The organism is Natronorubrum halobium, assembly GCF_051351675.1.
GTDB lineage: Archaea > Halobacteriota > Halobacteria > Halobacteriales > Natrialbaceae > Natronorubrum.
Map to the genome: position 1 here is coordinate 3,225,268 of NZ_CP195595.1, position 23,893 is coordinate 3,249,160.

The following is a 23,893-nucleotide window of genomic DNA, read 5'->3' on the forward strand; positions in this document are numbered from 1 at the left end:
GCTTTGCGGTCGCACGTTCGGCGTGACGGGCGGCGGACTGCGCAGTCGAGACGCCGTAATCGGTGCGGTTCGCGAGCAGTTCGACCGACTCGTCAGCCGGTAAGTCGCCGGCTGCGACGTTTCGCCGTCCTCCAGAACGCGCCCGTCGGCGCGACCCACGGGACGAGGACGACGGCGGCGAGGAACAGCGCCGACCAGGCGACGACGAACGCGCGGTTGCCGATTCCCAGATCGGTGACGAACCACGTTCCGACGACGACGGCGACGCCGACGAAGGGGGCCACCGTCTCCCAGATGGTATCTCGCATTCGGTCTGCGATCACCGGCGCGTAGTGCCAGGCGAGCAGCGCACCGATCCCCGCGCCGAAGGCGATGTGTGAGTTGCGGCTCCCGACGTAGGTGACCGCGACCAGCGCGAAGAGGAGTCCGACGGCGAAGGCGGCCGTCGTCTCGGAGACCGACGTTCGCCGGGGGACGTACCGCCGGCCCAGGTAGTAGACGGTGAGGAAGACGAGCGCGTAGGCGATGCCGCCGGCGACGTCGCCCGGAAAGTGAACGGCGAGTCCGACTCGAGTGAACCCGACCCAGCCGATCACCGCAACGCCGGCGACGGCGCGTCTCCGGAGGCTGCTCACCGGCAAGTCGACGACGATCATGCCGACGATGACCGTCGCCGCCATCGCGTGGCCGCTGGGAAAACTCGTCGTGGGAATGTGTGCGGCGTGTTCGTACCAGGGGACGAACCAGCCGGGGAAGTCGGTCCCGTCGACGGGGGGACCGACGATCGGCCGGCTCGCGGTGTGAGAGGACTTGGTGATCGACATCAGGCCGTAACAGCCGATAATACCGCCGAGCCACGGCGCAACGAGGTCGCAGTTGGCCCAGTAGCCGGCGATCGCGGAGGGGGCGATCAAGTAGATGCTACCGAAGTACGAGAGGACGACCATGACGACGCCGAGCCACGTCGGAACGGCGTCGCGGACGGCTTCGACGACAGCGGGGTCAAACCACATCGCCATTCGGTTCAAATCTACAACAGGTATTTCTTTCGATTGGGAGCACGCGCTATTGAACGCGTGCAAACGGCACTACTCGCGGCAGACAGTAGGCTGGAACTCACCGACGTGATACAGGGCTACGGCGAAACCGACGTCGTCTCTTTTCCCCACTCAGTTCGCCGTCAACGCCTCCTCGAGCCGATCCTCGATCGCCTCGAGTTCGTCGTGAAGCGCCTCGCCCTCGGCGTCCTCGAGGTCGCCGATTTGGTCGGCGAGCCCCTGCAGCCGCGAGTACTTCTCGTCCTCGTCGACGCCGGTTTTCTGGACGTAGACGTCCTCGCTGGTGTCGTAGACGTCGTCTTCGTCGAGGTCGGTGACGGAGAGAACCACGTCCAGTTTGTCTCGATCGACCCCGAGCACCCACTCGCGGGGAATTCCGCGCTCGTCGAGGGCGGCGAGCACGGTCTCGTCGTCCTTCGGGCGGCGGCGTTCGCGGGTCGTTCGCCGAACCGTCCCGAAACGACCGTGGAGTTCCTGATCGGGGCCGAGACGCTCGAGCAGTTCGTCGCGCGCCGCCGTTCGCACTCCGTCGGCGCCGCGCTGGACGTCCGAGGCGAGGACGTAGTAGTCGGTCAGCGAGTCGGTGTCCAGCGAGTCGAGCGCGTCGAGGTCGTCGATCTCGAGTCGTTCGACGAGGTGAGCGAGCAGGATCGCGTCGTCGTGGACGCGTTCGGGCGGCGTCCGCGCGTCGGCCGCGGAGACGAGAAACGGACTCTCGCCGCCGGTGGCGTCCTCGGGTGCCGTGACGATCCTGCCGTCGTCGACGGTGTACGATTCGGAGAGCGTGATCACCGCGGCGTAGGGCTCGACGCCCGGCTGGAGGTCGTCGATCGCCATCCCCTGGTCGCCGAGTTGTTCGTCGAAGACGCCGAACTGCTCGCGCCAGAGGGGGCGTTCTTCGGCGCTGTCCGCAAAGCGGACCAGGATCCGATCGGTCGCGGTCGCCTCGATTCCGAACGGGCGTTCGGAGAGCGGTGTCAGCAGTTGGGCTCCGGCGTCGACGTCCGCACAACGGGATCGGAGTTCGGTCCAGTCGTCGTCGTTCATGCCGTCGTCTCCCACCCTCGCGTCCAAAAAGTAGTGGCTGGAATCTGCGGCGGACGCGGTGCTAGCGGATCTGTGTGGTAGTTTAACACCCGCGACGGGGGTCCCCGTCGAGCGCCGGTCCGCCGTCTCGAGTTCGTCGACCGTCTGCCGAACGTGACGAGAGACTGACTCCCCTCACTCGAGGAACGCCGGCAACTGTGCGAGCGACGAACAGTGGTACGTGGGAGCCACGTCGGGAGCGGGGTCGTCGCTCGAGGACGTACGGGAGAGCAACACCGAATCGATTCCCGCGTTGGTGGCGGCCCGCACGTCGACCGACCGATCGCCGACGTACAGCGCCGACTCGGCCTCGAGGGTATCCATCGCGGCCTCGATATTCGTCGGGTCGGGCTTGCGCCGGGCGAGACCGTCCGGCGTCAGCGCACAGCCGTAGACGGTCTCGAAGAGGGATCGAAGGTGTACGCGGTCGAGGACGGTCGTGACCACGGTGGGATGGTTGTCGCTGACGATTCCCAGCGGCAGTTCGAGCGATCGAACGACGCTCACGTCGTCGTAGACCGAGCGCAGTCCGCGCTCGATTTCCGCGAGTTGGGTGCGGATCAGTTCGCGGGCGGCCCGCGTACAGAAGACGTTGGCGTCGATCTCGAGGCTCCGACACCGGTCGGCGATCGACTCGAAGTCGCCGCGCGCGAGTTCCTGAAACGTCTCGGTTGCCGGTCCCGAGCGATCGAACTGCGCGTACGTGCGGCCGAGCGCGTCGGACATTCGCCGAGGCGAGGGTGTCTCGACGACGACGCCGTCGAAGTCGAACAGAACCGCGTCGTACTGCATCGCTGAATGGGTATCTGTTCGGGGACAATAACTCTACTGAGACGATGCGCTCGCTGCCAATCGGGTGTGTATCAGTGGCATACAGCTAAGGATCCCTATCCACAATCCTGTGACATGCTCCACGCGACAGGACCATTGCTCACCGTCGACGTCGGTGGGCGAACCGCGGACGAGGCGGCGATAGACGACGTGCTCGAGGCGACCGTCGGCGGTCGGGCCGCGGCGACGGCGCTCGCCCACGAACGGATCCCCTTCGACGCGGACCCGTTCGGCCCCGAGAACCGGGCCTACCTCTCGACGGGACCGCTCCAGCAGTCTCAGATGTCCTTTACCGGCCGGATGAACATGACCGGGCTCTCGCCGCTGACCGACGGACTGGTCTCGACCAACGCCGGCGGCTACCTCTCGCGGAACTTCGTCGCGACGGGCTACAGCGTCCTCGAGATCACGGGCGAGAGCGACGAGTTGCTCGCCGTTCACGTCACGGACTCGGGCGTCGAGTTCGAGGCGGTGCCCGAACTCGAGGGCGCGACGGTCCCAGAGACCTCCGACTACATCGAGAACCGGCACGACCTCGGCCCCGAACACTGCATCGCGATCGGTCCCGCGGGCGAGAACCGGGTTCGGTTCGCGTCGGTGATGACCTTCGACTCGAGGGCGTTCGGCCGCGGCGGACTCGGGGCCGTGCTGGGCTCGAAGAACGTCAAGTGCGTCACGTTCGACGGGGATGTGGAGCCGCCGCTCGAGATTCCGAACCCGCCGGAGATGGACATCCACCGGGAGGCGGCCACCTCGGACGACCGGATGCGAAGGCAGGGAACCACCGGCGGGACGGAGTTCATCAACGACAACTTCTCGCTGCCCACGCGGTACTTTCGGGAGTACGAGTTCGAGGGCGCGGCCGACATCGGCGGCAACGCGGTCGAGGAGAAGAAGTACAAGAAGGGGGCCTGTTCGGCCTGCGCCTACGCCTGCAAACTCCCGACGCGAGACGAAGAGAGCGGCGTCGAGACCGAGGGGCCGGAGTTCGAGACCGTCTACGCCTTCGGCTCCCAGCAGGGGGTGGACGATATCGTCGACGTCATGCGAGGCAACGAACTCTGCGACTCGCTCGGTATGGACACCATCTCCGCGGGCGTCACCGTCGCGGCCTATCTCGAGAGCGAGGACGAGTTCGGGAACGCCGACCTCGCCCAGGAGATCACCGAGAAGATCGCGTACCGCGAGGGCGTCGGCGACACGCTCGCGGAGGGCGTCGCCCGCTGCCACGACGACCTGGGCGTCGACGATTACACGGTCAAGGGGATGGAGTTCGCCGCCCACGACGGGCGGGTTCTCCACGGCCAGGGGCTCTCCTACGCCGTCGCGAACCGCGGCGCCGACCACATGTACGCGAGCATGCTGAGCCTCGAGTACGCCGGCCAGATCGATCCGCAGGGCACGCTCGGGAAGGCCGAGACGCTCGTCGACCGGGAGAACCACAACGCGTTCCGCGACACCGGGATCGTCTGCGCCTTCGGCGACGACTACGTCACCGAGGAGCGCCTCGAGCGCCTATTCGACGCCGACTACGAGGACCTCGTGCTCGTCGGGGCCCGAACCGTCGAACTCGAGCGCCACTTCAACAACCGGCGGGGCTTCGACCGCGACGACGACGGCGTCCCCTACGACCTGCCGGACATCGGGGACGCGATTGCCGAGTACTACGACGCCCGCGGCTGGTCCGACGACGGGACGGTTTCCGACGTGAGACTCGAGTCGGTCGCGGAGATCGCCCGGTCGGACGACTGAGCGACGGCCGCCCTCCTTTGCTACTTCTCGAACAATTAAGTCAGTTCGTTAATACGAGTTAGCAATGAGCGACTCAGACGAAACCGTCCTCGAAGAACTGGCGGGGCTGCCGACGATCGCCCACCCGACCGTCTCGCCGTCCGGCGACGAAGTCGCCTGCTACTACGACGTCACCGGCCGAAACGAACTGCACGTCGTCGACGTCGAGACCGGCGACGTGGAGCGGTGGTCCGATGGAGAGGTGCCGCGCAACGCCCGGTGGTACGTCGCGTGGGCCGCCGATGGCGACCGCGTGTTCTTCCACCTCGACGACGCCGGCGACGAACAGAACGATATCTACGCGCTGTCCCGCGACGGATCGGTCGAGCCGGTCGTCGAGATGGACGGCCAGCTCGCCGTTCAGGACGTCGGCGAGGACGGCGAGACGCTCCTCGTGGGATCGAACCGAGACGGCCAGCTGAACGTCTACAGTCACGACCTCGCGAGCGGCGAGACGACCAAGATCACCGACTACGAGCGAGCCGTCTGGGAGGCTCACCTCTCGCCCGACGGCGACCGGATCGCGTACGCGACCAACGAAACCGACGACTTCGACAACCGGGACGTCTACGTCGCGAACGCGGACGGCTCCGATCCCCGGAATCTCGAGATCGGCGAAATCGGTGCGGAAGCCACGCCCGTGGACTGGGGTCCGGACGGCGAGCGGCTGTTGGTCGGCGACAACACCCCCGATCTCGGCCGCATCGGCGTCTACGATCTCGCGGCCGACGACGTGACCTGGTACGGCGACGACGAGTACGACGAACAGCCGATCGCGGTGCTCTCCGGCGGCGACCGACTCCTCGCGTCCCGCAGTCGGAACGCGAACACCGTTCCGGTCGTCTACGATCGGGAGTCGGGTAGCGGGCGGGAACTCGAACTTCCCGAGGGCGTCACCTCGTTCGGGATGGGGCCGACCGGGATCAGTATCGACGAGGACCGGATCCTCCTCGAGCACACCAGCCCGACGCGGCGTCCGGAACTGCTGATTTACGACCTCGAGAGCGACGAGTACGAGACGCTGCTCGAAGCGGAGTACGGCCCGTTCGATCCCGACGACTTCGCGGACGCCGAGTACGTCACGTTCACCTCCGACGGGGTCCCCGAGACGCCCGCCGAAGCCGTCGAGCACGAACCGTACGACGAATTCGAGATCGGCGCGCTCCTGTACGACTCCGGCGAGCGGCCCTCGCCGCTGATCGTCAACCCCCACGGCGGACCGCGCGGTCGCGACGACACGTCGTTCGACCTCTACGCGCAGACGCTGGTCTCGCAGGGGTTCTCGGTGCTGCAGGTCAACTATCGGGGATCGACCGGCCGCGGCCGCGAGTTCGTCGAGGAACTGATCGGGGACTGGGGCGGTGCCGAACAGGGCGACGTCGCGACGGCCGTCGAGTACGTCCTCGAACGCTACGACTGGCTCGACGAGGATCGCGTGGTCGTCTTCGGGGGCTCCTACGGCGGCTACTCGGCGTACTGGCAACTCGTCCAGTACCCCGCGCTCTACGACGCCGGTATCGCGTGGATCGGCCTCACGGACCTCGAGGAGATGTTCGAGACCACGATGGCCCACTACCGCGTCGAACTCATGGAGAAGTACCTCGGTACGCCCGCGGAGAATCCGGATCTCTACGCGGACCGCTCTCCGCTCACGCACGTCGAGAACCTCGACGTTCCCATTTGCATCGTCCACGGCGTCAACGACCGGCGGGTTCCCGTCTCGCAGGCGCGACTGTTCCGCGAGGCGCTCGAGGAGCGCGAACTCGAAGCGGGAGAGACCGGCGCGTTCGAGTACCACGAACTCGGCGAAGAGGGCCACGCCTCCTCCGATCAGGCGCAGAAGCTCCGCCTCTTTCGGCTGTTGACGGAGTTCCTCGAACGCCGCGTCGGCGTCGAACGGACTGTCGTCTGAACCCGACGTAAGAGCAGCAAAACCGGGCCACGCGAGGTATCCTCGCGTACGGTGCGTGGCCCGTTATCGTGTTTGGACACGACGCGACCAGCCGACCGTCGAACTTGCTATCGTCCGACCGCACGACAGCCTCGTCTCCTCAGTCGCATAAACCCATGCCAGTCAATATCATGCACCGTCCGATGGAGACTGGATCGGTTTCGAACTGGCGAGGCGTGCCGGTCGGTGTCGAGAGCGAGTTCGGGGCGTTCGCACTCCCGTGAGGAATCAGTCACGCCGCTTCGTGAGCGCGAGGTAACCGGCCAGCAGCAGTCCGAGCGCCGGGAACGCGGCGAGGACGAGGAAGAGGAGTCTCGTCCCGCCGTACGTGAGGGCGACGCCGGCGATGGACGCCCCCGCGGCCCCGATGCCGAAGACGCCGAGGTACGTGACGCCGAAGGACAGGCCGTGGACGTCTGCAGTGGCGTATTTCCCGATCAGGGCCTGATGGATCGGGGCTTCCACGTAGACGAAAAAGCCGAGCGCCGCACAGACCAGCAGCGTCGCGACGAGGCCGGCGTTCGTCGCGAGGGGAAAGAGCAACGAGACGGCGATCAACGCGGCGAACGCGCCGACGATGGCCCACTCGGGGGAGCGGTAGTCGCTCGCCTTTCCACCGACGAACTGTCCGAGGCCGCCGATCAACAGCAGTCCCGCGTAGACGTACTGGCTCGGTTCGAACGTCTCCCCGGCGACGATGACGGGATCGAAGACGGGGAGTTCCGCGAGGACATCCGGGAGGAACGTAAAAACGCCCCGGTAGTACGTCCCTGCGAGCATCGCGATGACGAACACGACGGCGAAACTGCCGACGAAGAGCAGTTTCGTCCGCTCGAAAAGCGTCACGAACCCGTTTCTCGAGTCGGGTGTCGACGTGGGATCGTCGTCGACGCCCGCCCGCTCGTCGAAGCGAAAGATCGAGGCCGCGAGGACGGCGACCAGCGCGGGGACGGCGAACAGTGCGGCCACGAGCCGCCAGTCTAAGAGCGTCAACGCGATCGCTGCCACGAGCGGGCCGACCGCCGTCCCGACGTTGCCCGCGACGCCGTGGTACGCGAGCACGGTGCCCTGCTGCTCCGAGCCGCGGGTGATCAGCGAGAGGCCGGCGGGATGGTAGAGGCTCGCCGCAGCCCCCCAGAGGACGAGTGCGATACCGAGCAGCCAGACGGTCGGTGCGAGGCTGACGAGCACGAAGCCGGCGCCCATGCCGACCATCGAGAGCACGACCAGCCGTCTCGAGCCGTACCTGTCAGCGAGCGCGCCGCTCGGCAGCGCGCCGAGCCCGATGAGCGCGTAGCCGACCGCGACAACCGTGCCGAGCACGGCCGGCGAGACGTCGAACGCGTCCAGCCAGACGACGACGAACAGCGGGATCGTGAGTTCGTACAGATGGAACGTCGCGTGCCCGAGCATGGTGAATCGTGCGATCGCGCGATCGTTCCGGTCCATAGCGTGGCTAGTCAGGTGTACTGGTTAGTCGTTCCGATCGGAACGAGGTGGCAGGTGCTCGAGGGCAAATACGTACTCGTCGACCGATTTGGCGTACCGGTACGGATTCGATCGGCGCGCGGTTTGTCTACCGAGTCAGCCGCCGTACACCGACGGTACCAGCCGAATCACGTCCGTCTCCTCGAATTCCGTCTCGAGACCGTCGATGTGCGTCACGTCTCGTTTGTTCTTCGTGACGACCGCCTTTCTCACCAGTTCGTTCCCGTCGTCGGACACGAGTCGCCCCTCGAGATCGGGGTACGTCGACTCGAGGGCGAGGAGGAACTCCCCCACGCTCTCGGCGTCCGTCTCGTAGCGGACGGTCTTCTCTCCGACGGCGTCGCGAAACGAGCCGAAGAAGACGCACTCGAGTTGCACGGCGCGGCGTTCGACGCGGTAGCTCTCGAACTCGACGGTTCCACGGACGGCTAGTGGACAACCCCGACGCCGGCGATCGCGGACAGTGCAGGGAGACGCCTCATGGCTTTCCGACCTGTACGGGTCACTCACCCGCCAATGGACCCGTGCGAGTTCTACCGACAGGTCGCGAACAGGGCGGCGCGAACACCGGCGAAGCTCGGCCAGGCACCGCTTCGTGCGGCTCAGATCGCGACCGCGGATCCCGGCATGACGCCCTCCGAAGTCGTCTACGAGGAAGGGCCGGTGGCGCTCCGGCGGTACGAACGGCAGGTGCCCGCCGACGGGGAACGGGACGTCCCACTGGTCATCGCGTATCCGTTCATCAACGATCCGTCGATTCTCGACTTCGCCGCGGACCGGAGCGTCGTCCGCTCGTTTCTCGAGGACGGATTTCCCGTCTACCTCGTCGAGTGGGGCGATCCCTCGCCGATCGACCGCTCGCTGGGACTCGGCGACTACGTCGACAGGTTCCTCTCCGACTGCGTCGAGTTCGTTCGCGAGGAGACGGGCGCGGACGCGGTCCATCTGCACGGCTACTCGACGACCGCCCCGCTGGTCGCCGGCTACGTCGGATTGTATCCCGACAGCGTTCGCACGTTGGTCCTTCAGGGTCCCCCGCTGTCGTTCGATCCCACCGATGGGGCCGCAGACGCCGACGACGTTACCGGAATGGACCTCTTTCGGAAACTGGCTGCCAACCACGATCCCCAGCAGGTCGCGGACGCCTTCGACACCGTTCCGACGCCGCTGCTCGAGGTCGCGCTCGCCCTCCGAAAACCCGTCGAGTACACCGTCACGAACCCGCTTCGACTCTGGGATCGGTTCGACGACGACGCGTACGTCGAGAAGTACGGCCGCAAACTATCGTGGCTTCGGGGCGGCCCGCGCCTCCCCGGGACCGCCTACCGGGAGTTCATCGAGGAACTCCTGCTCGAGAACCGGTTGCTCGAGGGCACGTGGCGACTGAACGGTCGGGACGTCGACCTCGAGCGAATCGACGTGCCGGTCTCGCTCGTCCTCGGCCGCGAGGACCAGTTCGTTCCGCGGGACGCGAGCGTTCCCTTTCTCGAGGCGATTCCCAGCGAGGACACGACCGTCCTCGAGTTTCCGACCGGTCACGTCGGCACCTCGATCGCCGCCGAGGCCCACGAGGCGGGCTGGCCGCAGGTTCGCGAGTGGCTCTCGAGGCGGACCGGGGCGGACGAGAGCGCGCCGTCGTGACCGCGTCCGTCTCGGGGAATCGGGACCGAAGGCGGACGGCGGGAAAGGCATTTCCTGTCGGCCACACTACGAGAGAGGGACGCGATGAGTTCCGAGAACGGTCCCACGTCGCCGTCGGAGCGTATCGTCGGCCTCGATGCGCTCCGCGGAGTCGCGCTTCTCGGCATTCTAGTGATCAATATTCGGGTGTTTTCGATGCCCGAGGTAGTCCTGTCCAATCCGACGACGTACGGTGATCTGTCCGGAGGAAACTACTGGGTCTGGTTCGTCGGACACGTCTTCGTGGAGGGGAAGTTCATCACGTTGTTTACGTTTCTGTTCGGCGCCGGCATCGTGCTGTTCACTCGGAGCGTCGAGAAGCGGGGACGTTCCTCGCTCGGGTTACACGTCCGGCGGTTCGGATGGCTCGTCGCATTCGGCCTTGGGCACGCCTACTTGCTCTGGTACGGTGATATTCTCGTCGCGTACGGCGTCTGTGCGTTCGGCGTCGTCGTCCTTCGCGACCGTCCACCGCGGGAGCTGGCACGTCTGGGGGTCCTCCTGCTGCTGATTCCGTCCGTCATCGAAGTGCTGTCGGGGCTGACCGTGGATCCGACTGCGCTCGCGAGCACGTGGCGACCGCCGGAGACGGCTCTTCGGGCCGAAGTCGAAACGTACCGAAGCGGGTGGCTAACCCAGATGGAACACCGGGTTCCGGCAGCGTTCCAGCGACAGACGTCGGGATTTCTGGGGTACACTGCGTTTCGCGTGAGCGGATCGATGCTGCTCGGGATGGCGCTGTTCAGGTGGGGCGTCCTGACGAACGATCGTCCGTCGCGGTTCTACCGCCGGCTGATCGGGATCGGCGCTGTCAGCGGTCTCTCCGTCGTTCTCGTCGGCGTCTGGTACATTCAGGTGAGCGACTGGAGCGCCGGGACGGCACTGTTCTGGCGCCAGTTCAACTACTGGGGGAGCCTCCCCCTCGCCGGCGCGTACGTCGGTGCGGTCATGCTGTACTGTCGGCGGCGTCCCGAGGGAGTCGCGACCCGGGCGCTGGCGGCCGTCGGTCGGACCGCGTTCAGCAACTACATCCTGCAAACGGTGCTCGCCACGTCGATCTTCTACGGACACGGACTCGGGCTGTTCGGGCAGGTGTCTCGAGTCGAGGCGCTCGGTATCGTGGTGGCCATCTGGGCAATACAGATTCCGCTCTCGGTGCTCTGGCTTCGGTACTTCCGGTTCGGCCCGATGGAGTGGCTGTGGCGCGTACTCACGTACGGGACGCGCCCGCCGCTCCGGCTCGACCGGACTGAGAGGTGATGACGGCGCGACGCTCGCGTGTACGGCGGCTGTGGCTCCCGAACGAGACGGGACCGTCTGTCACCTCTCGAGCACTGTCGAATACGGCCGCTCGAGAAATTCTCGAACCCGCGAGTCGAACGTCGCCTTCCGCTCGTGGAAGGCGCCGTGTTTCGCGCCGGCGACGAGTTCGAGTTGCCCGTTCGGCAGTCCGGCGGCCGTTTCGCGGGCGAGTTCGGCCGTGAAGTACGGGTCTCGCTCGCCGCTGAAGACGAGCGTCGGCTGGTCGATCGCCTCGAGTCGGTCGCAGCCGTCGAACTCCAGGATGAACTCGAGCGAGCGCCAGACGTCGGCGGGCTCGGCGGGCCGCGGCTGGACGAACCGACCGATCGTCTGGAGCACGGGCGGGTACGCCATCGCGCGGCCGTCCGAGAACATCGCCGCGGCCAGTTTCGAGCGGATCGACGCCCAGTCACCCTCGCGAGCGTAGCGCTCGAACTGCCGGACTGCCGAACGGGCGTCGTCGTCGAGCCGACAGGCGCTGTTCGCGATGACGAGTCGGTCGATCGGGTCGGGCTCCCGACGAGCGAGCGCCTGCGCGATCAGTCCGCCCATCGAGATGCCGATGGCGTCGACGCCGTCGTGCGAGTCGGCGATCGGTTCGAACGCTCGAGCGTGCGACTCGACGGCGTCGCCTTCGTCGTATCCCGGCGGGAGTTCCCGCGGCCGACTGAGCACGTAGACCCGGTAGTCGTCGAGATACCGGGCGAAGTACGGTGCGATCGCCAAGCCCGAAAACGGCGGGTAGCGACCGGAGAACATCGCGTCGCCGAAGCCGGGCATGACGACGAGCGCTCGAGGTCCGTCACCGACGCTCGCGTAGGGGTGCCCGCCGGGGAGCGTCCCGGTATCGCTGTGGATCACTGTGGGGTTACGACGGCGTCAGGCGATCCCACAGCGACTTCATGTCCGACGCGGTCTCCATCGCGGAGAGTTCGCGGTACGCCGACTGCTCCTCGTCGTAGTTCGACTCGAGCGGCTTCCGGATCTCGTCGTCGTACTCGAGTTTGTTCGCCATCGACGTCAGCCCCTCGTAGGCCGTCATCTCGATGCGCTCGGTCATCATCCCGGCGGTCAGGTAGGCCATGTCCAGCATGTCGTCGTCCTGAATGGCGTCCTCTAACGTCGTCCGCTCCTGCTCGAGCGCGTCGAGGACGGGATCCTCGCGGCGCTCCGCCGGCCGGTCGAGGGCTGCGAAGACCTCCTCGAGGCGCTGGACGTGCGTCCGGGTCTCGTCGCGGTGGTCCGCGAACCCCTCGGCCATCCGATCGTTGGTCGTGTTGATCGCCATCTCGTCTAACGCCTCGACGAGTTCCTGCTCCGTGTAGTACAGCTGGGCGAGCTTGTGGTGGAACAGCTCCTCGAGGTCGTCGATTCGGTCGACACTGGTTTCCATACGTCGGTTTCCGCCGAACAGAGCCATAGTCGTGGGCCCCGAACACGCAGGCTTCGTGGCGAACGATCGAACCCCGTCCGGACTCGAGCGCGACTCGATTCGGACTACGCCACGTCGTCGGGGACGTCGAAGTCGTGGAAGTGTTCGCCCTTCTCCTTGCTGAGGATGTCCAGCGCCGCCGAGGCGCCGTCGCCCGCGGCGATGACGGCCTGCCACTCCTCGTCCCGGACCATCGCGCCCGTCGCGTACAGGTTCTCGATGCTCGTCTCCGTGTCGAGGTCGACGTCGACGGTTCCGTCGTCGTCGAAATCTACCTCGAGGTCCTCGGCCATCGAGCGATCCGCGCCCGTCGCGAGGACGACGTAGTCGGCGTCGTACTCGCCGTCTTCGGTCTCGACGTGGAAGCCGTCGCCGGTGGGTTCGACGTCGGTCACTTCCTCGCCCACGCGGACGTCAGCGCCGCGGTCCCGGACCTGCCCGCGCGTCAGTTCCATGAACTCGCTGCCGCTGATGCTCCGGATTCCGGGGTAGTTAAACAGGTGCGCCTTGTGCATCCACGTCTCGTCGGTGTCGAAGACGACCGTCTCGAGGCTGTTCTTTGCGGTGAAGAGTGCTGCGCTCAGTCCGGCAGCGCCGCCGCCGACGATTGCAACGTCTGGCATATTCGGGGTAACGACGAACGGCTGGATAAAAAATTCCTCACGAGAACCCGATTGTACCGAATTCGAGGATGTTAGCGCTTCTCCTCCAGTGGCGGGGTCCTTCGATCCCGTGTTGATCGAGTCCACCGCTCGATCTCCGTCTCCCTCGGTCAACTCGGACGCTCTTCACCGATCGTCTCCTCGAGTTCCGGACGTTCCTCTCCGAGCGTCTTTTCGATGATCGGCGTCGCCGAACTCCCGAGTACCACGGCCGAGAGCAGGATCGTCGTCGAGCCGATCGCTCGGACGGTCTCCGGATTCGCGAAGGGAGCCTGGTTCGGACCGTGTGAGAGGTAGTAGAACGGCACTCGATTCGGCACACGCGTCGTACGGTACCTTCGACGTGCTCACGTTACGGGAGCAAGCCGTGGACCGCGTCGAAATCCGAGTAACCGCTACCGGCTCGTTGCACAGCCCACGCCAAGACGTTTGACGGTACTGCTGGTGACTAGCCGTATGACGACGCTCGAACTCGCCGAATTCGTCCAGGAAACCGACTACGACGACCTTTCGCCGGAGACTCGGGACGCGCTGAAACGCCGCGTTCTCGACTCGGTCGGCATCGCCATCGCCGCGGAGGTAGCCGATCCGACACAGGTGGTGTACCGGACCGTGAACGACCTCGAGACGGAGGGAGAGTGCACGCTCTGGGGCCGGGACGCCGCCGCCTCGCCGGTACAGGCGGCGATGCACAACACGGCGCTGACTCGGTACCTCGATTACATGGATTCGTTTCTCGCGCCCAACGAGACGCCCCACCCGAGCGACAACATCGGGGCGGTCGTCGCCGCGGGAGAGTACGCCGATCGGTCCGGCAAGGACCTGCTCGTGGGGCTCGCGATCGCCTACGAGATTCAGGCCGAACTCGCGTGGAACGCGCCCGTTCGAGATCGGGGATTCGATCACGTCACCCACACCGTCATTTCGGCGGTCGCCGGCGCGTCGAAGCTCCTCGGACTCGACCTCGAGGAAACCCGAAACGCCATCGGTATCGCGGGAACCGCTCACAACGCCTTGCGGGTGACCCGAACGGGCAGGATCAACGAGTGGAAGGGCATCGCGTCGGCGAACGCGGCTCGTAACGCGGTCTACTCGGCGATGCTCGCGAAGAACGGAATGGACGGTCCGCGGAACCTCTTCGACGGGCAGAAGGGGTGGAAAGAGGTGATCTCGGGGGATTTCGACGTCGATCCGACGCCCGGCGAACGCGTCCACGACGTGATGACCAAGCGGTACGTCGCGGAAACGTACGCCCAGTCGGCCGTCGAAGGCGTGGTCGAACTCGCCGAGCGGGAAAATCTCGACCCGGACGACATCGCGGGGGTCAAACTCGATACCTTCGCCGGTGCGAAACTCATCATCGGGGGCGGCGAGGGGAACCGATACGAGGTCGAGAACAGGGCGCAGGCGGACCACTCGCTGCCGTACATGCTCGCAGTGGCGCTGATCGACCGGGACCTCTCTCTGGAGCAGTACGAACCCGAGCGCATCCGGAGCGAGGACGTTCAAGCGTTGCTCCGCGTCGTCGACGTGAACGAGGACCCCGAACTCACCGAGCGCTTCGAAAACGGCGAGATGCCGGCCCTCATCGACGTGACGACGGACGACGGCACCACGTACCGGATCGAAAAGGACGCCTTCCGCGGTCACCCGATCGACCCGATCGGCTGGGACGGTCTGGAGGCGAAGTTCGACGCGATTACGGACGGGCACCTCGCGGACGATCGGCGCGACGACATCGTCGAGATGATCGAATCCCTCGAGGAGCACGACGTTTCGGAGCTGACGGCGCTGCTCGCCTGACCGGCTCACGACCGCGTCGAGAGCTCTGCCCCGTCGGGTCGCCCGCCTTTCTCAGGCAACGTGGTAGCGTTTTGGCGGTGGTCGTGGTGAGCGGTCGTATGTCCGATCGCGCATTCGACTTCCTGCACGTCAACGAACGCGAGGAAAAGCCCCGAGAGAACGGCATCACCGAGATTCGCGGCCCGTACTACGATCCGATGGGGCCGCGAGAGCTGCGAGACGTCCTCGAGACGATGGGCGAGTACGTCGACATCTACAAGTTCTCCGGCGGATCGTTCGCGCTGATGCCCGAAGACGCCGTCGAGGAGCTGATCGGAATCTGCCACGAACACGACGTACTCGTCTCGACGGGCGGCTTCATCGAGCACGTCCTGATTCGGGACTACGAGCAGGTCGAACGCTACGTCGAAGAAGCCGCCGATATCGGCTTCGATATCGTCGAGGTCTCGAGCGGGTTCCTCGCCATCGACGTCGAAGATATGGTCCAACTCACGGAACTCGTCCAGGACCACGGGCTGAAGGCCAAACCGGAGATCAACGTCCAGTTCGGCGCCGGGGGTGCCTCGAGCGTCGAGGAACTCGAGTCCGAGACGGCGATCGATCCGACGAGCGCGATCGAGGAGGGGAAGCGCCACCTCGAGGCGGGCGCGTACAAGATCATGGTCGAGTCGGAGGGGATCACCGAGCAGGTGCGCGACTGGCGGACCGACGTGGCCTTCAAAATAGCGGACGGCCTCGGCGTCGAGAACTGCGTCTTCGAAGCCGCGGACCCCGAGGTCTTCGAGTGGTACATCAAGCAGTTCGGCCCGAAGGTGAACCTCTTCGTCGACAACTCCCAGATCGTCGAACTCGAGTGTATGCGCTCGGGGCTGTGGGGCAAGAAGTCCTCGTGGGGGCGGATCGCGAGCTACGAACGAGATGACGACTGACGTGAGCCGATAGGATAGCGACCGGCGAAACGATCCTCAATCGTCGCTCGGACCGACAGCGGGCTCTGGCTCCGCGGAATCGCCTTCGGGGACGACGTCGAACAGCGGGCTCTGCTCGCCGGGAACGAGCGTGTTGAGCACCAGCGCCGACAGCGCGGTCAGAATGACGGGTTGACCGAAGAACGTCTCCGCCGCGTTCGGAAGTCCCTCGAGCGCTTCGGGGGTCGTCGCGACGCCGAGTCCGAGGCCGAGCGAGACGGCGACGATGACCATGTTTCGGCGGTCGAAGTCGGTGTGCTGGACGATCAGCCGGACGCCACTGGCGGCGACCATGCCGGCCATGAGCAAGACGGCGCCGCCGAAGACGGCGCTGGGAATCGTCGTGACGACGGCGCCCACCTTCGGGCTCAGTCCGAGCAGCGCGAGGATCGCGCCGCAGATCCCGACGACGTGGCGGCTCATCACGCCCGTAAAGGAGACGATGCCGACGTTCTGGGAGAACGACGTGATCGGGAACGCGGCGAAGACGGCGCCGATCGAACTCAGCAGGCCGTCGTTGAACAGCCCGCCGCGGAACTCCTCGTCCGTCGGGTTTCGCCCTTCGGCGGCCGTGACGCCGGACATGTCGCCGACGGTCTCCATCGCGGAGACGAGAAAGAGGAAGGCGAACGTGACGATCGCGATCGGCTCGAACTCGAAGCCGAATCGGGTGGGCGACGGAACGGCGACCCAGGCGACGTCGCCGACGGCCGAAAAGTCGACGAGTTCGGGGCCGAAACCGAAGAACGCGTACGGGACGACGGCGACAACGTAGCCGACGACGATCGCGACGAGGATGCTCAACAGTCGCGTAACACCTCGCGTGAACAGGTTGAGACCAACGGCGATGGCCAGCACGAGCGCGGCCAGTCCGATGTGGTGAAGCGCGCCGAGTTCGCCCGCCGCCTCGGCGGCGGCGCCGCCGGCGGCGTACTCCATTCCGACGGGGATGAGGTAGAGACCGATGATGACGACGACGAGCCCGGTGACGAGCGGCGGGAAGAAGGGTTTGATACGTTTGAACTGCCAGCCGATGAGTCCCTCGACCGCGAATCCGGTGACGAGGATCGCACCGAAGACGGCGGCCATTCCGAGGTCCGCGCCGATCGATATCGACGCGCCGACGAAGGTGAAACTCGAGCCCATGACGATGGGCAGTCGCGCGCCGACCGGGCCGACGGTGTAGGCCTGTATTACGGTCGCCAGTCCCGAGAACAGCAGGACCATCTGCACGATGTAAGCCGTATCCGCGGCGCCGAGGCCGACCCCGCCCGCGACGACGTACGCCACCGCCGTCGCCGGCACGATCATCACCGCGACGTGTTGCAAGCCCAGCAGGATCGACTTCGGCCACGGCGGTCTATCGTCGACTCCGTATTCCAGTTGAATGCCCCCGTCCGTATCGTTCGACATGCTATACCCGCTCCGTACCGAGTCGGAGTACAAAAAGTCTCGTATATACGCTCATTACGAGTCCAACAGCGACCCAATATAATCACAAACGTGCACAAAACCGGGACCGACGCCGAGATGCCGGTGGACGATCCAGCACTCGACGATCGAAATCGGGACGGTTAGTGGACCGTCACTTCGCCGTCTTCGACGGTGATATCGATGAGGCTCGTCGCCTCGAACGCCGTCTCGTCGAGTGCGGACGGTCCGACTTTCCGCATGACGACGACGATGTCGACGATCTCGGCGCCGATGTCGTCCAGCGCGGTACAGATGGACGCTAGCGTTCCACCCGTCGAGAGCATGTCGTCGACGATGAGAACGCGGTCCCCCGATTCGACGTCGTTGATGTACATCTCCGACTCCGAGTAGCCGGTCTGCTGGTGTAACGAGACCTCACCCTCGAGGCCGTACGGCCGCTTGCGGATCACGACCAGCGGGATGTCGGTCTGGAGCGAGAGGGCGGTCGCGAGGTGGATCCCCATCGCCTCCGGGGCGACGATCTTGTCGACGTCCAGATCGGCCGTCTGCATGACTTCGATGACGACCTCCCGCAGGAGGGCCGGATCGAGCATCGGAACGCCGTTGCTGATCGGGTGAACGAGGTACTCGTAGCCGTCTTTGTCGATGATCGGCGCGTCGTCGAGCGACGCGAGGAGTTTCTCCATGCCGCTGATTGGGCGAATCGCGGCAAAAGCGGTTCGTTCTCGCGTCTGCTCGAGACCGAGTCGTCCGTCCGCGGCCGTTCACTCGAGCGAAACCGCGCTCGGTTCGATCCGATTCGGCTCGGCTACCGACTCGCTCGAGAGTCCGTATTCGCCGCGCTCGACGGCCGTCTCGCTCTCGTCCTCGTCGCCGGCGAGAACGATCACCCCCTCCGCGAGCATCGGTGCGAGGACGCCCGCGACGACGACTCGAGGATCCGCGAGGGAATCGCGGACGACGACGCGGTCGCCGGCCTCGAGTCCGTACGCCTCGACTACGTCGCCGGCCGTCTCGAGCGCCGCGCCGTGACTCGCGGTCCGCTCGCCGTCGGTCAGAAGCGTCGTCTCGGGGTCGATATCCAGCGGCGGGAAGGCGGGATTCTCGCTCCAGACGCCGGCGTCGAAGTGGTGGATGTCGGGTTCCTCGGGTTTCTGCCCGTAGCCGACCCGCTGGGAGCCGCGCGGGAGGGCGTAATCGCCGGACTCGAGATCGGTGACCGGGGCGACGAGGGCCCTGAAATCGTCCTCGTCCGCGAGATCGGTCGGCGGGTCGAACCGCGTCGCCCCCTCGAGGAGCGTCGTACCGAAGAACGCGAGCAGGGAGAGCGGTCCCTCCCCGACGATGCCGACGGTGACGTCCTTCCGGACGCCCGCGTGCCGCAGGAAGTTCCCGGCCTTCCAGGACGTCGTACACAGCCAGTGATTGTCGAACTCCCGGCCCGTCGTGTCCACGAGCGCCGTGCGATCGTCCCGGAGGTCGCGCGTGAGCAGGTCGTCCACTGTCTCGGCGGTCATGTGCGTGACTCGAGGCCCGGCCGAAAAAAGGACGCCGACTCGAGTCAGCGGTGGTGTCGCCGATGCCCGTCGTATGGCGGTGCTGGCGGTGACGGGAGTGTGACCGCCGTCCGTGGTGGCTCCGGCCGAAGTTCGCCCGCCGGTACCGCCGTTGACCGGCAGTCGACGCTCCGTTAGTCGTCCGCCGCCGCGGGAGCGGTGTCCTGGTGATCGATCTCGGTACCGAGACACTCGAGGAACTCGGCGAGCCACTCGGGGTGGTCCGGCCAGGCCTGTCCCGTCACGAGGTTCCCCTCGCGCGTGACGCCGTCCGTCCAGTCGCCTCCAGCGATTCGGACGTCCGCCTCGAGTGCCGGATAGCCGGTGCAGGTTCGGCCCTCGAGGACGTCCGCGGCGGCGAGAATCTGGACGCCGTGACACAGCGCGGCGACGGGTTTGTCTTCCTCGAAGAAGTGGCGGGTGATCTCGAGGACCTCGTCGTACGTCCGGAGATACTCGGGCGCGCGGCCGCCGGGAACCACGAGCGCGTCGTACTCGGCGGGGTCGACGCCGTCGAAGTCGTGATTCAGTTCGAAATTGTGCCCCGGCTTCTCGGTGTAGGTCTGATCGCCCTCGAAATCGTGGATCGCGGTCGGACAGCTGTCGCCAGCTTCCTTTTCGGGGCAGACCGCGTGGACCTCGTGGCCGACCATCTGCAGGGCCTGAAACGGGACCATTATCTCGTAGTCCTCGACGTAGTCGCCGGCGAGGAGCAGGATCTGTTGTGCTGTCATGGAACGCTCGAGCGTACGGTCGCAGCGACCATAGTCTGTGTTGCACGGTACCGTGAAACTCATCACCATTAGCATTCGTGTGTCACCGTTACAACGGTGCGTGCCGCACCGTTCGCTATGGACTGTCAGTTCTGCAACGTGGCGGTTCCGTTCGACCAGCACAAGATGCAGTACCACATCTTCGACCTCTCGGATGCGGACCGCCGGTGGCGGCTCTGTCAGGACTGCGCCGAACTGCGAACCGACGGGACGAAGTTCAGAAGCGGCGGCAGAGACGGCGAGCGCGGAACGTGCGTCGACTGCGAGGAAGAGGCAGACTACGGCATCACGCTATTAAAAGAGACGCCGGCCGGAGAGGTCGTTCCCGACGACACCGTCTATCACGTGCTGTGCGAGGATCATTTCGACGAACGACAGCAGTGAGTCCGAGGCGACTCTCGAGTTCCTTGTCGCGAAACCGGGAGCCGAGCGAGAACCGGACTTCAGTCCGTCGCCGATCTAGAACGCCCGCTTGATCTTCTCGAAGAAACCCTCTTTGACTTCGATCTCGTCGCCGCCGGCCTCGGCGAACGCCTCGAGCGCGTCGCGCTGTTCCTCGTTCAGGCTGTCGGGCGTGACGATCTGGACCTGCACGTAGAGATCCCCGTGCCCGCGACGGCGGAGGCGGGGCATCCCCTTGCCCTCGAGGCGGAACGTCTCGCCGCTCTGGGTGCCCTTCGGGATCTCGAACTCCGCAGCGCCGTCGAGGGTGGGCACCTCGACGGTGTCGCCGAACGTCGCCTGCGGGAACGAGATGGGGAGGCGATACTGGAGGTCGTCGCCGTCGCGTTCGAACTCCTCGTGCTCGCGGATCGAGACGTCGATGAGCAGGTCGCCGTGACGACCGCCCTCGGGACTGGGTGCGCCCTCGCCTTCCATCCGGAGCGTCTGGCCCTCCTGAATGCCCTCCGGGACGTCGACGGTCAGCGAGGCCTCGTTCCGGACGTAGCCCTCGCCGCGACAGTCGCCGCAGGTCTCGGAGTACAGCGTCCCGTCGCCCTCACAGCGGGGACACGCAGTCGTCTGCTGGACGCGGCCCAGCGGCGTCTGCTGGACCTGGGTCACCTGTCCGCGGCCCTGACACTCGGGACAGGTCCGCGAATCCGCATCGGGCGGGTGTCCCTCGCCCGCACAGGTGTCACACTCCTCCGGCCGTTCGACGGTGAACTGCTTTTCAACGCCGTCGTAGGCCTCCTCGAGGTCGATTCGGAGTTCGGTTCGAAGGTCCCGACCCTTTCGCGGGCGACGCCGGCCGCGGCCGCCGCCACCGCCGCCGAAAACCTGTTCGAAGATGTCACCGAGACCGCCGCCGCCCATCCCACCGCCGCCGCCGCCCATGCCGCCGAACGGACCGCCACCCATGCCGCCGGCGCCACCTGCTTCGCCGGCGTCGAAGCCGTGTTTCTCGGCTTGCTCGTAGCGGTCGTGGCCCATCCGGTCGTACGCCTTGCGCTTTTCCTCGTCCGTGAGGACCTGCTTCGCCTTCTGGATTCTCTTGAACTTCTCCTCGGCGTCGGGGTCGTCGCTGACGTCCGGATGGTACTCCGTGGCCTTCTTCCGGTACGCCTGTTTGATGTCCTCGGTCGACGCATCAGGGCTCACGCCGAGTGCGTCGTAGAAGTCCTCGCTCATTCGTTATCGAACCGATACTCGGTTGAGCCACTTGAAACGAACGTTCCGGAAGTACCTTTTTCCGCCTCGGGTTCGCTCGCTTCGCTCACTCACCGCTCGGCGCAAAAATCTACGCTAAAAAGGCCGCTCGCTCCCGCTGGTCGCTCGCGGGTGCAGCGCTTGCACTTCGACCGCTACGGTACCAATTCCGTATTTACTCCACGATAAACTCCAATGTGCCGAAGACGACAAGTAAGGCCCTCTGACAGCGCGAATCGGAGATTCGATGGCAGACGAGGACTCGTCCCTTCAGTCCTCGTCTTCGTCGACGTCGTCAGACTGCGTCTGACGGGCTGAAGAAAACGACTCAGTCTTCGTCGTTTTCTTCAACGTCCTCGAAGTCCGCATCGACGAACTCTTCGCCCTCGTCGCCGCCAGCCGCAGCACCGTCTGGGCCTGGGTTCGGTCCGCCACCCATGCCACCGGGGCCTGCGCCCGCGGCGCCACCGGCCGCGCCGCCTGCGGCACCGCCAGCGCCCGCTGCACCGGCCTCCTGGTAGATCTGCTTGCCGATCTCCTGGAGTTCCTTGCTCAGGTCCTCGGTCGCGGCCTCGATAGCCTCGGCGTCGGCGTCCTTGTCGTCGATGGTCTCCTCGAGGTCCTCGACGGCCGCCTCGATGTCGCCGCGGAGATCGTCGTCGACGTCCTCGTTCTCCTCGAGGAGCGTCTCGGCGCGCTGGATCGTGGCCTCGGCGGTGTTGCGGGCCTCGATGCGCTCGCGCTTCTCCTTGTCCTCTTCGGCGTGTTTCTCGGCTTCGGCCTGCATCTTCTCGATCTCGGTGTCGGAGAGGCCGGCGCCGCCCTCGATGGTGATCTCCTCGCTGGTGCCGGTGCCCTTGTCCTCCGCGCTCACGTTGACGATGCCGTTCTCGTCGATGGAGAACGTGACTTCGATCTGTGGCGTACCTGCGGGGGCTGGCGGGATGCCGGTCAGGTGGAACTCGCCGAGCATCTCGTTCTTCTCGGCCAGTTCGCGCTCACCTTGGAAGACCCGAACCTGAACGGAAGTCTGGTTGTCCGCCGCGGTCGTGAAGATCTTCGACTCCTCGGTCGGAATCGTCGTGTTCTTCTCGATGAGTCGCTCGAAGAGGCCTCCTTTGACCTCGATACCGAGCGAGAGCGGCGTGACGTCGAGCAGCACGATGTCGTCGACCTCGCCGCCGAGGACGCCGCCCTGAATCGCCGCGCCCAGGGAAACTGCCTCGTCTGGGTTGACGTTCTTCTGGGGTTCCTTGCCCGTCAGATCTTCGACCTTCTCCGCGACCTGAGGCATTCGTGTCGAGCCACCGACGAGGAGAACCTCGTCGATATCCTCTTTCTCGTAGCCCGCGTCCTCGAGCGCCTGCTCGGTCGGCTCGACGGTGCGGTCGATGAGATCCTGCGTGAGCGACTCGAACTTGGCGCGAGTCAGGCTCTCCTCGAGGTGGATCGGGCCGTCGTCGGTCGCGGTAACGAACGGCAGGTTGATCTCGGTCTCCTTTCGGCTCGAGAGTTCGATCTTGGCCTCCTCGGCGGCGTCCTTGAGCCGCTGGAGGGCCTGTCGGTCGTCTCGCAGGTCGATGCCGTGTTCGGCCTCGAACTCGTCGGCAAGCCAGTCGATGATGGCCTCGTCCCAGTCGTCGCCACCGAGGTCGTTGTCGCCGTTGGTCGCGACGACTTCGTAGACGCCGCCGCCGAGATCGAGAATAGAAACGTCGAAGGTGCCGCCGCCGAGGTCGTAGACGAGCACGGTCTGGTCGGAGTCGTCGTCGAGGCCGTAGGCCATCGACGCGGCCGTCGGCTCGTTGATGATGCGTTCGACCTCGAAGCCGGCGATCTCGCCGGCGTCCTTGGTCGCCTGGCGCTGTCGGTCGGAGAAGTACGCGGGGACCGTGATGACGGCCTTCTCGACCTCGTCGCCGAGGTAGTCTTCGGCGTCGCGTTTGATCTTCTGGAGGATCATCGCCGAGATCTGTTCCGGCGTGTACTCCTCGTCGTCTACCTCGACGGTATAGTCCTCTTCGCCGATGTGGCGTTTGATCGAGGCGATCGTCTTTTCGGGGTTCTGAATCGCCTGATTCTTCGCCGGTTTGCCGACGAGTCGCTCGTCGTCGTCGGTAAAGGCGACGACGGAGGGTGTCGTCCGTTCGCCTTCGGCGTTGACGATGATCTCCGGATCGCCACCTTCCATCACCGCGAACGCGCTGTTCGTCGTCCCAAGGTCAATTCCGAGAATCTTGTTGCTCGCCATCGTGGCAGGCTATTGTGCGCACTTTGTTTTAAAGGTTACTAGGCAGTATCGTGAGCCGAATAAAATCCACCGAAACGCCCGGAGACGCCACGCTCAGGGTCTGAAACGCACCGAGTAGAATCGACTTTGGAGACGATAATATGGTGTCGGCTGTCGTGAATGACCGGGCGTCGAGCG

The 23,893-nt window shown here is 65.6% G+C and carries 22 protein-coding genes; 7 read left to right on the forward strand and 15 right to left on the reverse strand.

From position 1 onward, the window contains the following. Positions 1–92 precede the first annotated feature (92 nt). From ACSFC7_RS15975 to ACSFC7_RS15985, 3 genes are all read right to left on the reverse strand, one after another. A complete protein-coding gene (locus ACSFC7_RS15975; RefSeq protein ID WP_436343815.1) occupies positions 93–1,013 on the reverse strand; it encodes a phosphatase PAP2 family protein in 921 nt (306 codons plus the stop codon). Positions 1,014–1,169: 156 nt separating this feature from the next. Continuing rightward, the gene (locus ACSFC7_RS15980) at positions 1,170–2,105 is read right to left on the reverse strand and encodes a hypothetical protein (RefSeq protein WP_436343816.1); all 936 of its coding nucleotides are present in this window, start codon (positions 2,103–2,105) and stop codon (positions 1,170–1,172) included. A gap of 174 nt (positions 2,106–2,279) precedes the next feature. After that, positions 2,280–2,936, reverse strand: a complete 657-nt coding sequence (locus ACSFC7_RS15985) for an HAD family hydrolase (RefSeq protein ID WP_436343817.1) — start codon at positions 2,934–2,936, stop codon at positions 2,280–2,282. Positions 2,937–3,050: 114 nt separating this feature from the next. Between ACSFC7_RS15985 and ACSFC7_RS15990 the strand changes: the two genes are divergently transcribed. Next, complete coding sequence (locus tag ACSFC7_RS15990; protein ID WP_436343818.1) at positions 3,051–4,727, forward strand: aldehyde ferredoxin oxidoreductase C-terminal domain-containing protein; 1,677 nt, start codon at positions 3,051–3,053, stop codon at positions 4,725–4,727. Between the two features lie 64 nt (positions 4,728–4,791). After that, the gene (locus ACSFC7_RS15995; protein WP_436343819.1) at positions 4,792–6,678 is read left to right on the forward strand and encodes a S9 family peptidase; all 1,887 of its coding nucleotides are present in this window, start codon (positions 4,792–4,794) and stop codon (positions 6,676–6,678) included. Between the two features lie 267 nt (positions 6,679–6,945). Here the strand turns inward: ACSFC7_RS15995 and ACSFC7_RS16000 are convergent, their stop codons facing one another. Together ACSFC7_RS16000 and ACSFC7_RS16005 are read right to left on the reverse strand one after the other, a co-directional pair. Continuing rightward, entirely contained in the window at positions 6,946–8,166 is a 1,221-nt protein-coding gene (locus ACSFC7_RS16000; protein WP_436343820.1) for an MFS transporter, read from the reverse strand. A 135-nt stretch (positions 8,167–8,301) separates the two neighbouring features. Then, positions 8,302–8,583 (reverse strand): ubiquitin-like small modifier protein 1, encoded by a 282-nt coding sequence (locus ACSFC7_RS16005; protein WP_436343821.1) that lies wholly within the window; start codon positions 8,581–8,583, stop codon positions 8,302–8,304. A gap of 138 nt (positions 8,584–8,721) precedes the next feature. Between ACSFC7_RS16005 and ACSFC7_RS16010 the strand changes: the two genes are divergently transcribed. Both ACSFC7_RS16010 and ACSFC7_RS16015 read left to right on the forward strand, forming a co-directional pair. Beyond that, a complete protein-coding gene (locus tag ACSFC7_RS16010; protein ID WP_436343822.1) occupies positions 8,722–9,846 on the forward strand; it encodes an alpha/beta fold hydrolase in 1,125 nt (374 codons plus the stop codon). An 84-nt stretch (positions 9,847–9,930) separates the two neighbouring features. Beyond that, complete coding sequence (locus ACSFC7_RS16015) at positions 9,931–11,145, forward strand: DUF418 domain-containing protein (RefSeq protein WP_436343823.1); 1,215 nt, start codon at positions 9,931–9,933, stop codon at positions 11,143–11,145. A 60-nt stretch (positions 11,146–11,205) separates the two neighbouring features. Here the strand turns inward: ACSFC7_RS16015 and ACSFC7_RS16020 are convergent, their stop codons facing one another. From ACSFC7_RS16020 to ACSFC7_RS16035, 4 genes are all read right to left on the reverse strand, one after another. Beyond that, positions 11,206–12,048, reverse strand: coding sequence for an alpha/beta fold hydrolase (locus ACSFC7_RS16020; RefSeq protein ID WP_436343824.1), 843 nt, complete (start codon positions 12,046–12,048; stop codon positions 11,206–11,208). Positions 12,049–12,055: 7 nt separating this feature from the next. Continuing rightward, positions 12,056–12,580 (reverse strand): ferritin-like domain-containing protein, encoded by a 525-nt coding sequence (locus ACSFC7_RS16025; RefSeq protein ID WP_436343825.1) that lies wholly within the window; start codon positions 12,578–12,580, stop codon positions 12,056–12,058. Between the two features lie 104 nt (positions 12,581–12,684). Further along, on the reverse strand, positions 12,685–13,242 hold the full coding sequence (locus ACSFC7_RS16030; RefSeq protein ID WP_436343826.1) for an FAD-dependent oxidoreductase: 558 nt from the start codon (positions 13,240–13,242) through the stop codon (positions 12,685–12,687). Between the two features lie 149 nt (positions 13,243–13,391). Next, positions 13,392–13,601, reverse strand: a complete 210-nt coding sequence (locus ACSFC7_RS16035) for a hypothetical protein (protein ID WP_436343827.1) — start codon at positions 13,599–13,601, stop codon at positions 13,392–13,394. A 136-nt stretch (positions 13,602–13,737) separates the two neighbouring features. Here ACSFC7_RS16035 and ACSFC7_RS16040 point away from each other — a divergent pair, with 136 nt between their 5' ends. Both ACSFC7_RS16040 and ACSFC7_RS16045 read left to right on the forward strand, forming a co-directional pair. Beyond that, positions 13,738–15,084, forward strand: coding sequence for an MmgE/PrpD family protein (locus tag ACSFC7_RS16040; protein WP_436343828.1), 1,347 nt, complete (start codon positions 13,738–13,740; stop codon positions 15,082–15,084). Positions 15,085–15,182: 98 nt separating this feature from the next. Next, a complete protein-coding gene (locus ACSFC7_RS16045; protein WP_436343829.1) occupies positions 15,183–16,013 on the forward strand; it encodes a phosphosulfolactate synthase in 831 nt (276 codons plus the stop codon). Positions 16,014–16,049: 36 nt separating this feature from the next. Here the strand turns inward: ACSFC7_RS16045 and ACSFC7_RS16050 are convergent, their stop codons facing one another. The 4 genes from ACSFC7_RS16050 to ACSFC7_RS16065 all read right to left on the reverse strand — a co-directional run bounded on the left by ACSFC7_RS16050 (position 16,050) and on the right by ACSFC7_RS16065 (position 19,776). Next, entirely contained in the window at positions 16,050–17,465 is a 1,416-nt protein-coding gene (locus ACSFC7_RS16050; protein ID WP_436343830.1) for a uracil-xanthine permease family protein, read from the reverse strand. A 161-nt stretch (positions 17,466–17,626) separates the two neighbouring features. Beyond that, the gene (hpt, locus tag ACSFC7_RS16055; RefSeq protein ID WP_436343831.1) at positions 17,627–18,172 is read right to left on the reverse strand and encodes a hypoxanthine/guanine phosphoribosyltransferase; all 546 of its coding nucleotides are present in this window, start codon (positions 18,170–18,172) and stop codon (positions 17,627–17,629) included. A gap of 78 nt (positions 18,173–18,250) precedes the next feature. Further along, on the reverse strand, positions 18,251–19,003 hold the full coding sequence (locus ACSFC7_RS16060; RefSeq protein ID WP_436343832.1) for a hypothetical protein: 753 nt from the start codon (positions 19,001–19,003) through the stop codon (positions 18,251–18,253). A gap of 173 nt (positions 19,004–19,176) precedes the next feature. After that, positions 19,177–19,776, reverse strand: coding sequence for a DJ-1/PfpI family protein (locus tag ACSFC7_RS16065; protein ID WP_436343833.1), 600 nt, complete (start codon positions 19,774–19,776; stop codon positions 19,177–19,179). 117 nt (positions 19,777–19,893) lie between these two features. Between ACSFC7_RS16065 and ACSFC7_RS16070 the strand changes: the two genes are divergently transcribed. Then, positions 19,894–20,199: a hypothetical protein gene (locus ACSFC7_RS16070; RefSeq protein ID WP_436343834.1), complete on the forward strand. Its 306-nt coding sequence runs from the start codon at positions 19,894–19,896 to the stop codon at positions 20,197–20,199. A 75-nt stretch (positions 20,200–20,274) separates the two neighbouring features. On the opposite strand, the gene dnaJ is transcribed toward ACSFC7_RS16070, so the two are convergent. Together dnaJ and dnaK are read right to left on the reverse strand one after the other, a co-directional pair. Further along, positions 20,275–21,447 (reverse strand): molecular chaperone DnaJ, encoded by a 1,173-nt coding sequence (gene dnaJ / locus ACSFC7_RS16075; protein ID WP_436343835.1) that lies wholly within the window; start codon positions 21,445–21,447, stop codon positions 20,275–20,277. A gap of 346 nt (positions 21,448–21,793) precedes the next feature. Next, a complete protein-coding gene (gene dnaK, locus ACSFC7_RS16080; protein ID WP_436343836.1) occupies positions 21,794–23,716 on the reverse strand; it encodes a molecular chaperone DnaK in 1,923 nt (640 codons plus the stop codon). Positions 23,717–23,893: the final 177 nt, after the last annotated feature.